Consider the following 11,813-nt stretch of genomic DNA (forward strand, 5'->3'; position numbering starts at 1 on the left):
TCAGCATAGGGGAGCGGGGGCGATCTGCCTAGATCGGCCTGCGCGGATTGCATGCAATCAGGGCCTTGCCTTGTCCGTTGTGCCGTTCTTGTGCGCAAGGGACTGGCTGACGGCCCGCAGCTTGTTTTCCAGATGCTGCCGCAGGGTCGCGGCCAGCCTGGCGCCGTCGCGGGCGGCCAGATGCGCCATGATCCGCTCGTGTTCCTCGACGGCCTGCTTCCAGCGGTCGGGGGTGGTGTTGGCGACATAGCGCGCGCGCTGCACCCGCGCCGACAGCGCCCGGTAATGGGCGGCCAGGGTCGGGTTCCGGGCGGCGCCCAAGATGCCCTCGTGGATCTTCTGGTTCGCGGCGTAATAGCCGGCAAGGTCGCCGTTCTGGTAATGCGCCAGCATCTCGGCGTGATGGCGGCGGATCTCCTCCAGCTCGGCGGGGGTGATGTTCTGGCAGGCCAGTTCGCCCGCCAAGGCTTCCAGCGCGCCCATGACCGGGAAGACCTCGTCCAGGTCCTCCTGCGTGATGGGGCTGACGCGGGCGCCGCGGTTGGGTTCCAGCAGGACCAGGCCCTCGCTCGCCAGCACCTTCAGCGCCTCGCGCAGGGGGGTGCGCGAGACGTCATAAGCCTCGCAAAGGTCCCTTTCGGGCACCTTCATCCCCGGCTGAAGCTCGCCGTGGATGATGAGGTCGCGCAGCCTCTGCGTCAGCTCCTCGTGCAGGGTCGTCCGGCGCGGGGGCTTGAGGGTATCCGGCACGAAGTTCATCGAATGGTCGTCCCGTCCTTTCTCCGGCACAGCCGGTGGGGTGGCGCCGATCCTACCACCCCGGCCCCGGCCCGCGCCAGACGGATCAGCCCGCGTCGGCCTGCAGGCCCAAGGCCTCGATGGCGGCGACGGCGCAGGCCTCGTCGTTGTCCGAGGTGTCGCCGGTGATGCCGACCGCGCCGATGATCTCGCCGTCCTTGCGGATCAGGACGCCGCCGGGAACGGGCACGAGGCTGCCGCCCGAAAGCGCGTTCATCGCCTGGATGAAGTACGGCTGTTCCTGCGCGCGGGTGTAGATCGCGCGCGAGCCCATCCCCAGCCCGATCGCGCCCCGAGCCTTGCCTTGCGCGATTTCCGCCCGCAGCAGGCTGGTGCCGTCCTGCCGCAGCAGCACCTTGAGATGCCCAGCCGCGTCCAGCACCGCCACCGTCAGCGGCTTGAGGTTCATCTGCTGCGCGCGATCAAGGCAGAGATCGGCCAGCTTGCGGGCCAGGTCGAGTGTCAGGGTCATGGCTTCTTCCTCTGGGGCAGACGATGGGATGCGGCTACGCCCCGGGGGACCGGGGCGCAACCCGGTCAGGCGTCGATGCCCGGGGCAGGGGTGGATTCCAGATGCGCCATGGCGGCAGCGACGCCGCCCTTCTCATGGGGCACCCCGGCCTTCGACAGCGCCATTTCCACGCCGCTGAGGGCGCCGACCAGCGTCAGGTCGTTGATGTCGCCCAGGTGGCCGATGCGGAACACCTTGTCGGCGACCTTGGACAGCCCGCTTCCCAGCGAGATGTTGTAATGGCGCAGGGCCTGCGCGCGGAAGGCGTCGGCGCTGTGGCCTTCGGGCATCATGACGGTGGTCAGCACGCCGCTTTCATGCCCCTGCCGGTTGCACAGCACCTCGAGCCCCCAGGCGCGGACGGCGGCGCGGGTCGCGGCGGCCAGGCGCTGGTGGCGGGCGAAGACGGTGTCGAGCCCTTCCTCGTGCAGCATGTCGATCGCCTCGACGAGGCCGTAAAGCATGTTGGTCGCGGGGGTGTAGGGGAAATAGCCCTTGCCGTTGATCTCGACCATCTCCTGCCAGTCCCAGTAGGACCGGCGCATCCCGTTGTTCCGCGCGGCCTCCAGCGCCTTGCCGCTGACCGCGTTGAAGCTGATCCCCGGCGGCAGCATCAGGCCCTTCTGCGAACCCGAGACGGCGACATCCACGCCCCATTCGTCGAAGCGGAAGTCGATCGAGGCCAGCCCCGAGATCGTGTCCACCATCAGCAGCGCCGGGTGGCCCGCCGCGTCCATGGCGCGGCGCACGTCGGCGACGGGCGAGACCGAGCCGGTCGAGGTCTCGTTGTGGACCACGCAGACGGCCTTGATCTCGTGGGCGCTGTCGGCGCGCAGGTGCTGCTCGATCTGGTCGGGATCGGCGCCCGACCGCCAGTCGCCGCCGATGAACTCGGCCCGGACGCCCAGCTTCTCGGCCATCTTCTTCCACAGGGTGGCGAAATGGCCGGTTTCGTACATCAGGACGCGGTCGCCTTCCTTCAGCACGTTGGCCAGCGCCGCTTCCCAGGCGCCGGTGCCCGAGGAGGGGTAGATGATGACGTCCTGCTGCGTCTTGAAGATCGTCTTCATCCCCGCCAGCGCCTTGAGGCCCAGCTCGCCGAACTCGGGGCCGCGGTGGTCGATCACCTGCTGCGATATCGCCCGCAGGACACGATCCGGCACCGGGCTGGGGCCGGGGATCTGCAGGAAATGGCGGCCGAACACATGGGTCATGGATCTGTCTCCTGAAGGGCAGGGGTGATTTTGAATAATGAATGCACTTTTGGTGACGCGGGGTCAAGCCAAGGGGGATGCGGCGCGGGTGCGCCGCATCCATGGGCAGGGATCAGGCGGGGATGACCACGAAGATGATCCACAGCAGCAGGGGGGCAACCCCCGTCACCAGCGCGCCATAGCCCAGCAGCTGGCGGTAGAAGACCTGCTTGTCCACGCCCTGCGAGTTCGCCAGCACCAGCGCGCCGCTGGTCGAGAAGGGGCTGACGTCCACGATGGTCGAGGCGACCGCCATGCCGGCGATGAAGGCCACCGGGCCGATGCCCGTGCCCGCCTGCAGGAAGGGCACCGCCAGCGGGATCAGCGCTCCCAGAAGCGCGGTGGACGAGGCGAAGGCCGACACGATTCCCCCGATGTAGAACAGCAGCAGCGCCGCCATCATGGGCGAGGCCATCGAGGCCACGCTGTTGCCCACGAAGTCGATGGTGCCCATGTTTTCCAGCACCGCGACATAGGTGCCGACGCCGGTGATCAGCATGATCTCGGGCCAGGCGACCTGCGACATCGCCCGCTTCTGCAGGTTCGGCTGGCACAGCGCGATGACAAGGCCGATCGTCAGCGACACGAAGCCGATGTCGAGGTTGAAGGCCAGCACCATGACCGCCAGCGCGGCAAGGCCCGCCACGGTGATGATCTGGATGGGGCTGCCGTCGGGCAGCTCGCCCTTGGGGGCGTCCACCGTCAGGCGGTTGGCGTCGCCGCCGGCCTCGCGGGCGATGCGGGGGCTCAGCGCCTCGGCCTCGCTGTCGCCGAAGATCTGGGGGCCGGTGGCGGGCTTGGCGATCTCCAGGTGCGGGACGGTGACGCTGTGGCTCAGGTCCACGCGCGCCTTCATCAGCTCGCGCCCGCCGAGGACAAGGAACAGGATGACCACGCAGACGAGGTTGCAGAAGAAGCTGGCCGCGAAGGTCACCGCCGGGTTCAGCGGCAGGCCCGAGCGTTCCACCACGCCGTTGGTGATGCTGCCGAAGATCCCGATGGGCGAAAAGGCCCCGGCCGAGGCCCCCATCGCCACCATCATGCCCATCATCAGGGGCGAGATCTTGTAGCGGAAGGCAAAGCTCAGCGCGATGGGCGCCACGATGGCGACGGCGCCCGGCGTCACGGCGCCGATGGCCGTCAGGACCGCCGAGATCGAGAACATGATCCAGGGGATCAGGGCGATCCGGCCCTTGACCGCGCGGACGGCGGACCGGACCAGCCAGTCGATGGTGCCGTTGTTCTGCGCCAGGGCGAACAGCCAGGTGATCCCGGCCAGCGTCAGGAACAGCCCGCTGGGAAATTCCCCGATGATGTCCTTTGTCGTGTCCCCCGCAAGCAGCGTTCCGACGATGAACGCGCCCACGAAGGCAAGAACGCCGATGTTGATCGGCAATGCGGTTGCAATGACGAACATCGCAACCAGCGCACAGATGGCAATGAGATGATGTGTCACGCGCGGCCTCCCTTCCTTGCATGATCTTTTCCGAGCGCAGCACGTCCCATGCCGACCTCGCGCCAAAATTATGAATTATGAATGCAGATGTAGCAAGAAACTTCGTCGGGGACGCGTGCTGTCAGGAGGGACGGTGGCCGTCTTGGCGCGTCAGAGCCGCCACGACGCCCGCGGCGTCAAAGTCCTGCGCCGTGCCCGGCGGCCCAAACATCGCGCGGTCGAGCCGGGCCAGCGCCGCCTCGTCCACGGCCCGCCCGGCGGCGCGCTCGTGATCCGCATAGGCGCGGGCGGCGCGGCGCAGGGCCGCAAGCTCGCCTGCCTGCGCTGCGGCCTGCAGGGCGGCGCGGTGCGGATTGGGACAAAGCCGCCGCAGCAGGGAACGGACGCGTCCCCCGGCCGGGCGGCGGTCGGACAGCAGCAGCCCCGCCCCCAGCAGCCCGCCCCCCGCCAGCAGCGCAAGGGCGAGTGTCCCCGTTCCCGCCTGCGGCGCGGTGGTGTCCCCGGCGGCGCCCGTCGCGCCCACCTCGAGCGGCAGGGTCACGGCGCTCCACATCTTGCGGGCGATGGTGTTGAAGAAGGGGAACTGCAAGGGCACCAGCGTGCCCGGCTCGCCGCGCAGGCGCAGGTGCCATTCCCAGACGGCGACCGCCAGCGGCCCGCGCTGGGTCAGGCGCGTTTCGCGGATCTCGGGCGCGGCGAAGCTGATCAGCCAGTTCTCGTCAAGGCCGGGCCGCTGCGGCAGGAACTGCGCCATCGTCCCCTCGGCGCTCAGCGTGACGCGGCGGACGAAGGTTTCGCCCTCGTTCAGGAAGGCCGGGTCGGCGGACAGCTCGTCGGTGATGGTGAGCTGCGGCGTGACAAGCGGCCGCCCGCCGCCGGGATAGGGATCGACCGCGATCGTGACGGGGGGCGCGGTCACGGGCACATCCTCGCGTCCCGCAGGCGTGGCCTTGGTCAGCCGGTGCGTGACCGGGCCGATGGTCAGGCTGCCCGGGCCTTTCGCAAAGACGGCGACGCGGCGCTCGAAGACGCGGCGGGGCAGGCCGTTGATGCGTTCCTCGGCCCAGTGATCGGGGGCATACTGGACCCAGTCATAGGATTCCGAGCCCGGAAAGGTCATGGATTCCAGCGTGATCGCGCCGGTGTATTCGCCCCGGATCGTGACGGGGATCATCTCGCCCGCGACGGGGCGGGTGTCGGGCAGGATCAGGCGCAGGCTGTCCTGGGCCCGCGCCGGAAAGGCCAGCAGCAGGACCAGCAGGGCAAGGCGGATCACCATGGCTCGACCCCCGGCGCGCGCAGCAGGCACAAGGCGGCGCGGCGATCGTATTCGGCGCGCAGGCGCAGGGCCAGGAACTCACCCGGATCGTCGGGCAGGGTCTGCAGCCAGTCCTCGGTGGCGGCGATCCCGCGCGCCGTGATCGGCCGGTAAAGGCCCGGGTCCTGCACCCCGGCGGTGACGAGGGCGGTGGGCGGTGCGCCGGAAAGCCCGCCCCGGCCCACGATGCGGCCCGGCACCGTGCTGTCCCCCGTGATGTTCGGATCGAGCGCCGCCACCAGGTCGCGGTTGCGCCGCGCCTCGGCATCCGCGGGGTTGTCGTAAAGGACGGCGTCGAAATAGGCGACCGACAGCGGGTAATCGCCAAGCGCGGCAAGGGTCAGGGCGCGGTTGTAGGTCTGCCTGCGCCGGGATTGCGCGAAGGCCGCATCCGCCGCCGCGTGGTCGCCCGCGCGGTAAAGGGCAATGCCCCGTTCCGCCGGGTCGGCCAGCAGATGCGCGGCAAGCCCCGGCAGGCCCCCCATCAGGGCCAGCCGCCCCAGCGCCTGCGGCCCCGCCGCCGCAAGGCAGGCGAGCGCCAGGGCGAGAAGGGCGAGCCGCATCCTCATGCCTGCCGCCGGAACTGCATCGCCAGCGGCAGCAGCGCCAGCGCCGCGAGCCATGGCCCGAGGTCGCGGTATTGCAGCGCCACCAGCGCCCGGTCGCGGTCGAGCCCGCCCCCCGCCAGCGCCGCGACGACCGCGCCGGGGCTGCCCGCCTCGGCCACCGCGCCGTTCGCCAGCGCCCGCAGCGCCGGCACGTCGCCCGAGGGCTCGCCGTCGACGGTCAGCGCCGAGATGCGGACGCCCGCCTCGGCCAGCCGCGCGGCTTCCGCGCGCGCAGCAGGGTCGATGCCGCCCCCGTCCGAGATCAGGACGAGGTCGGCGCGCTTCAGCCCGGCCAGCATCTGCCCGGCCAGCGACAGGGCGGCGGCGGGGTGGCTGCCCTCGTCGGGCATGATCGCGGCATCAAGGACGGCGATCTGGCTTTGCAGGGTCGCGGGGTCGTCGGTGGGCGCGGCCACGGCATAGGCCTCGTTCGCGTAAAGGATCAGGCCCACGGGGCGGCCCGCCAGCCGCGTCAGCAGCCCCGCGGCCGCGGCCTGCGCATCCGCGAGCGCGGGTCCTGCGGCGACCGAGTCCGACATGTCGATGGCGATCACCACCGCGTCGTCTTGGGCAAAGACGGGGGCATCGGCGCGGGGCAGGGCGGGACCGGCCAGCCCCAGCGCCAGCGCTAGCGCACCCGCGACCGGCGCGAACCGCCGCCAGCCCGCGCCGCGCCGCAGGTGCCCCAGCGCCGTCATCCCGGCCAGCATCGCGGGCGGCATCACCGCCTCCCACCCGCCCGCGTCGGCGCCGCGCCGCCGCGAAAGCAGCACGGCCAGCGCCAGCAAAGGCAGGGCGGCCAGCCACCAGGGGCGCAGCAGGATCATGCGCGCCTCCACCCGATCAGCAGCAGCAGGACCAGCGCCACCCCGGCGGGCCAGGGCCAGAGCGACTGCCGGTAAAGCATCGGCGGACGCTCGGACGGGTTCGGCTCAAGCTCGTCCAGCGCGGCGGCCATGCGTTCGAGGTCCTCCATCCCGCGCACGCGGAAGGTCGCGCCGCCGCTGGCCCGGGCCAGCGCGCGCAGGGTTTCCGAATCCACCGCGTCGCGGGTCTTGGGCGCGGTTTCCATGTCCTGCGGACCCAGCGCGACCGTGTGGATGCGGATGCCGCGGTCGGCGGCCAGCCGCGCGGCCTCGACCGCATCGACCTTGCCCGAGGTGTCCGACCCGTCCGAGAACAGCACCACCACCCGCGTCGGCGCCGCGCTGGCGACCAGCCGCTTCATGGCAAGGCCAAGGCCGTCCGAGATCGCCGTGGCGCGGCCGGAAATGCCGATCTGCGCCTCGTCGATGGCGCGGGCGACCGCGTCCACGTCGAAGGTCAGCGGTTGGGCGAAATAGGCGCGGTCGCCGAAGATCACCAGCCCGATCCGGTCGCCCTCGCGGCTGGCGACAAGGCGCGAGGCGACCCGCTTGACCGCGTCCAGCCGCGACAGCGGCGCGCCGTCGAGGTCGAAATCCTGCCGCTCCATGCTGCCCGACAGGTCCATCGCCAGCACGATGTCGCGGCCCGAGGCGGGGATCATCCCGCTCGGCCGGTTGACCTGCGGCCCGGCCAGCGCAAGGACCAGCGCGGCCCATGCCAGCGCCCCTGCCAGGACGCCCCGCCCCGCGCCGCGCTGCGGGGTGACGCCCGCGAGCACATGGGCCGGGACGCGCAGGCCCATGGGCGCCGACAGGGGCGGCAGCAGGCGCACCAGAAGGGGCAGCGGCAGCAGCAGGAAGGCGAGGGGAAAGGCAAAGCTCATCGCCGCCGCGCCAACTGTTCGATCCGGTCGTCCGAGGGCGGCGGGGCCGCGCCATAGGCAGGCGCCCGCAAGGGCTCGGGCAGGCGGCCGAGGATGCGGGCGATGGCGAGGATGCGTTCCTGCGCGGGCAGGCCCCGGGTCGCGCGGATGCGGGCGCGGGTCGAGGTCCGGCGTCCGAGAAAGGGCGACAGCGCCGTGGCCACGACGACCCCCGCCAGCAGGCCGAGGCCAAGCAGCCCCAGCATCTCGGGCCAGCCGAGCGTCGCCAGCTGCGGCACCAGGCGCGGCGGGCCGAGAGCTGCGATCAGCCCGGCGGAAACGTCAGGATGCGAGGACATGAGGCTCGATGCCCAGGGTCCGCAGCAGGGCAAGCTGCGGGCCGGGGTCATGGGGGGCAAGCAGGCCGCGCCGGGCCGTGCCCCCGGCGCTGACCGACAGCACCCGGCCGGGCGGGGCGCTTTCGGCGGGGTCGAGGACCAGGTGCACCGCGACCGTCCGCCCCCGCGCCAGCCGCGCGAGTGCGGCATCCGTGCCCTCCAGCCCGTCCGGGCCGGTCGCCAGATGCACCCGGCTGCCGGGCGGCGCGATCCGCTGCGCCTGCGCGATGGCGGGGCCGAGCGGCGCGGCCTTGCCCCGCCGCAGCAGCGCCGCGTCGTGGCGGGCGGCCAGCATCACCGCCACCGCCTGCATCTGCGCGGCGCCCGTGTTCGGCGGCAGGCTTGCGGGGCCATTGTCGGTCGCCACCAGCAGCCCGACCGAGCCGCCCCGCGCCACCGCCTCCCACCCGAGCCGGGCGAGGTGGCGGGCGGCGCGGACGGACCGCAGCGCATCCCCCGTGCCCCACAGCATCGCGTGGCGGAAGTCGGCGATCAGCAGGGTGGTGTCGTCGCGGTCCTCGTGAAAGCTGCGGACGTGAAGCTGGCCGGTGCGGGCGGTCGCCGCAGGGTCGATGCGGCGGAGGTCGTCGCCATCGGTGAATGCGCGGATCTCGCGCAGGTCCATGCCCTGGCCTGCGGTGCGCGCGGGGATCGCGCCGGGGCGGCGGCTGGCGGGCCGCGCACGGCCGGACCGCAGGGGCGGGCGCAGCGCGATCAGCTCGGCCGCCGTCAGGCGCAACCCCGGACGGTCCAGCGCGGCGGCTACCACGGGCGGACCCTGTCCATGGCCTCGGCGATCAGGCTGCGGGGGGTGCAGCCCTCGCTGGTGGCCTGCCAGCTGGGGATCAGGCGGTGCGCCAGCGCGTCGGTGGCCAGGTCCTCGACATCCTCGGGCAGCCCGTGGTCGCGCCCCCGCAGCCAGGCCCGCGCCCGCGTCGCCGCCGCCAAGGCCAGCGTGCCCCGCGGCGAGACGGGATGCTCGACGCGGTCCGCAACCGCGCCCCCCGCCCGCGTCGCCATGACCAGCCGCACGATGTAGTCCTTGAGCGCGGGCGCCAGATGCACCTGCGCCACCGCGCGCCGCGCCGCGTGGATGTCGGCTTCCGCGATCAGTTCGGCGGCAGGCGGTGCCGGGGCCAGCAGTTCGGTTTCCACAAGATCGAGGATCGCCCGCTCGTCCTCGGCCCCCGGCAGGTCGAGATGCAGGTGCAGAAGAAAGCGGTCCATCTGCGCCTCGGGCAGCGGGAAAGTGCCCTCGTGCTCGATGGGGTTCTGGGTCGCCACGACCATGAAAGGATCGGGCAGGGGCCGCGTGGTGCCCCCCGTGGTGACCTGGTGCTCGGCCATGGCTTCCAGCAGCGCGGACTGGACCTTGGGGGGCGCGCGGTTGATCTCGTCCACCAGCACCAGCGAATGGAACAGCGGACCCGGCACGAAGCTGAAGCCGTCCTCGGCCCGATAGACCTGCGTGCCGGTCAGGTCCGAGGGCAGCAGGTCCGGCGTGCACTGGATGCGCGCGTGGCTGCCCGGCAGATGCGCCGCCAGCCGCTTGACCGCGCGGGTCTTGGCGATGCCCGGCGGGCCTTCCAGCAGGACATGCCCGCCCGCCAGCAGCGCGATCACCAGCCGCTCGGCCATCCGTTCATGCCCGACCAGCCCCGCCGCCACGTCGCGGGTCAGCCGGGCGACGGGGTGAGAGATGGTGCTGCCGTGGGTCAAGGGGCTCTCCGCGTCGGGTGAGGGAAGGGGCAGCCGGGCGGTCGCCGCAGGACCGGAGTGTTGCATCCGCTTCGCCGGCCTGTCTCTCCGACGAAAGGAGGAGGTCGAGGGGCGGGGACCCTGTGCCCCGTGCTGCGGGGCGGCCCTTTGTGGTCACCAGACAGGCAAGGGGCCGGTGACGCTGCGGCGCGGGGGCTGGCCGGGCTTCGGCGCGATTTCGGGAAGGCGGAAGGCCTGCTAGGTTCGGCCTGTCGGGTTCCGAAGGGGAAAAAGGCCGAAGATGACCTATTGTGCGGGGTTCCTGGTACGGGACGGGCTGGTGATGATGGCCGACACCCGGACAAACGCGGGGGTGGACAATGTCTCGACCCACCGCAAGCTGCGGGTCCACGCCAATGACGGCAACCGGCTGATCGTCAGCGCCTCGGCCGGCAGCCTGTCCACGACGCAGGACGCGGTCCAGCGGCTGCACCAGGGCGTCCCCAATCCCGAGACCGGCGAAACGGAAACGCTGGAGTCCGTTTCCAGCATCTATGACGCGGCGCTTGCCGCCGGACGCGCCCTGCGCGCGGCGCGCGACGGCATGGAAAGCCTCGAACAGCAGCAGATCAGCTTTGACGCCACGCTGCTGGTCGGCGGCTCGGTCGGGGGCGAGCCGCTGCGGCTGTTCCTGGTCTATCCGGCGGGCAACTGCATCGAATGCGGCCCCGACACGCCTTATCTGCAGATCGGCGAGAACAAGTACGGCAAGCCCATCCTCGACCGGGCGCTCTGCTACGACACCGAGCTTTACGAGGCGGTGAAGATCGGCCTGATCTCCTTCAGCTCGACCATGCGCTCGAACCTCGCGGTGGGGCTGCCCATCGACCTCGTCACCGCGCGGCAGGGGCGGCCGGGGGCCGAGGTCGTCCACCGGATCGGGCCGAACGACGGCTATTTCGCCGAACTGTCGCGGCGCTGGTCCGAGGTGATCAACGAGGCCTGCAGGGCGGTCCCGCCCGTGCCCTTCGGGCCGCCCGCCTGAGGCGGCGGCAGGGTCAGGCGCCCTGGGCCTGGGTCCGGCTGGCCGGGGCGGGGGCCGGGGCTAGGGCCGGGGGCGCGACGCGGGTCGGGGCGATGAAATAGGTTTCGCACACCGCCTGGTGCAGCGCCGACAGGTCGGACCGGGCGGTGGCCAGCAGACCGGCGATCCGGTCGGCGTCCGCGCCCGCCGTCTCGGCCGCGGCCAGTTCCGCCGACAGCCGGGCCGCGGTCGCGGTGGCCGCCCCCGGATCCGGAAGCCGGCCGAGCGCCTGCCCGATCCTGCCCATGCAGTGGACGAGCGCGCGGGGAAAGACCTGCGAAAAGACAAGAAAGCGGCTGACGCCGAGGCGCGTCACGGGTCCGCGCAGGCTGCGGCGGTACATCTGGTAGGCCGTCAGGGACTTGAGCACGCCGACCCATTCGGCCGCCTGCAGCGACAGCATGTCGCCCACGCCGTCCCCGATCCGGGCAAGCGCGTTTTCCAGCACCTGCACCGTGAAGCTGCCGCGCTCGATGGTGCGCCCCAGCCGCAGGACGGCATAGCCCGTGTCGTCGTTCATGGCGCCCGAGAACAGCCCCGCCATGGCCTGCGACCGGCCGATGATCTCGCGCAGGTGGAGGTCGCGCATCTGGGGCGCCCCGACGCCGGGCCGCGCGGCGGCCGCGTGCAGCCCGTTGACCGCTTCCCAGCTTTCGCGGGGCAGCATTTCCATCAGGGTGCGGATGTTTTCCCGCGCATAGCTGCAGGAGGACAGCAGCGACGAGGGGTTCTGCGGATCGCTGAGCAGGAAGTTCGTGGCCTCGCGCTCGGTCCGGGGCAGGCCGCGGGCGTCGAAATCCTCCAGCATGCCGGTGATGGACAGCACCGGTTCCCAGAAGAAGCCCGAGCGGTCGGGCCGGTCCAGCCGGAACTCGGAATGGACGGCGACAAGGCGGGCGGTGTTCTCGGCGCGTTCCAGATAGCGCGCCATCCAGTAGATGTTCTCGGCAGCCCGCGACA

Annotated in this window: 13 protein-coding genes; 1 reads left to right on the top strand and 12 read right to left on the bottom strand. The window is 71.7% G+C overall.

Annotated features, from left to right (window positions below; translation table 11 throughout):
- Nucleotides 1–57 precede the first annotated feature (57 nt).
- The 11 genes from ACFFII_RS13075 to ACFFII_RS13125 all read right to left on the bottom strand — a co-directional run bounded on the left by ACFFII_RS13075 (nucleotide 58) and on the right by ACFFII_RS13125 (nucleotide 9,790).
- Nucleotides 58–759, bottom strand: a complete 702-nt coding sequence (locus ACFFII_RS13075; RefSeq protein ID WP_377699322.1) for a GntR family transcriptional regulator — start codon at nucleotides 757–759, stop codon at nucleotides 58–60.
- Nucleotides 760–844: 85 nt separating this feature from the next.
- A complete protein-coding gene (locus ACFFII_RS13080; RefSeq protein ID WP_377699323.1) occupies nucleotides 845–1,270 on the bottom strand; it encodes a GlcG/HbpS family heme-binding protein in 426 nt (141 codons plus the stop codon).
- 65 nt (nucleotides 1,271–1,335) lie between these two features.
- Nucleotides 1,336–2,523, bottom strand: a complete 1,188-nt coding sequence (locus tag ACFFII_RS13085; RefSeq protein ID WP_377699324.1) for a pyridoxal-phosphate-dependent aminotransferase family protein — start codon at nucleotides 2,521–2,523, stop codon at nucleotides 1,336–1,338.
- A gap of 112 nt (nucleotides 2,524–2,635) precedes the next feature.
- On the bottom strand, nucleotides 2,636–4,018 hold the full coding sequence (locus tag ACFFII_RS13090; protein ID WP_377699325.1) for an SLC13 family permease: 1,383 nt from the start codon (nucleotides 4,016–4,018) through the stop codon (nucleotides 2,636–2,638).
- Between the two features lie 121 nt (nucleotides 4,019–4,139).
- Complete coding sequence (locus ACFFII_RS13095) at nucleotides 4,140–5,297, bottom strand: hypothetical protein (RefSeq protein WP_377699326.1); 1,158 nt, start codon at nucleotides 5,295–5,297, stop codon at nucleotides 4,140–4,142.
- Nucleotides 5,291–5,899, bottom strand: coding sequence for a hypothetical protein (locus tag ACFFII_RS13100; protein ID WP_377699327.1), 609 nt, complete (start codon nucleotides 5,897–5,899; stop codon nucleotides 5,291–5,293). The genes ACFFII_RS13095 and ACFFII_RS13100 overlap by 7 nt, the downstream gene beginning before the upstream one ends.
- Nucleotides 5,900–5,901: 2 nt before the next feature.
- Nucleotides 5,902–6,771 (bottom strand): VWA domain-containing protein, encoded by an 870-nt coding sequence (locus ACFFII_RS13105; protein ID WP_377699328.1) that lies wholly within the window; start codon nucleotides 6,769–6,771, stop codon nucleotides 5,902–5,904.
- Nucleotides 6,768–7,694 carry a VWA domain-containing protein gene (locus ACFFII_RS13110; RefSeq protein WP_377699329.1) on the bottom strand — a complete coding sequence of 309 codons (927 nt, stop codon included), beginning with the start codon at nucleotides 7,692–7,694 and terminating at the stop codon, nucleotides 6,768–6,770. The genes ACFFII_RS13105 and ACFFII_RS13110 overlap by 4 nt, the downstream gene beginning before the upstream one ends.
- Nucleotides 7,691–8,032, bottom strand: coding sequence for a hypothetical protein (locus ACFFII_RS13115; RefSeq protein WP_377699330.1), 342 nt, complete (start codon nucleotides 8,030–8,032; stop codon nucleotides 7,691–7,693). Before ACFFII_RS13115 ends, ACFFII_RS13110 begins: the two co-directional genes overlap by 4 nt.
- Entirely contained in the window at nucleotides 8,016–8,840 is an 825-nt protein-coding gene (locus tag ACFFII_RS13120) for a DUF58 domain-containing protein (RefSeq protein WP_377699331.1), read from the bottom strand. Before ACFFII_RS13120 ends, ACFFII_RS13115 begins: the two co-directional genes overlap by 17 nt.
- Entirely contained in the window at nucleotides 8,834–9,790 is a 957-nt protein-coding gene (locus ACFFII_RS13125) for an AAA family ATPase (protein WP_377699332.1), read from the bottom strand. The genes ACFFII_RS13120 and ACFFII_RS13125 overlap by 7 nt, the downstream gene beginning before the upstream one ends.
- 280 nt (nucleotides 9,791–10,070) lie before the next feature.
- Between ACFFII_RS13125 and ACFFII_RS13130 the strand changes: the two genes are divergently transcribed.
- Nucleotides 10,071–10,814 carry a proteasome-type protease gene (locus tag ACFFII_RS13130; protein ID WP_377699333.1) on the top strand — a complete coding sequence of 248 codons (744 nt, stop codon included), beginning with the start codon at nucleotides 10,071–10,073 and terminating at the stop codon, nucleotides 10,812–10,814.
- A gap of 13 nt (nucleotides 10,815–10,827) precedes the next feature.
- Here the strand turns inward: ACFFII_RS13130 and ACFFII_RS13135 are convergent.
- On the bottom strand, nucleotides 10,828–11,813 hold a 986-nt coding region (locus tag ACFFII_RS13135), incomplete at its 5' end, for an alpha-E domain-containing protein (protein ID WP_377699334.1).

It is taken from the genome of Paracoccus niistensis, from assembly GCF_042432925.1.
Lineage (GTDB): Bacteria > Pseudomonadota > Alphaproteobacteria > Rhodobacterales > Rhodobacteraceae > Paracoccus > Paracoccus niistensis.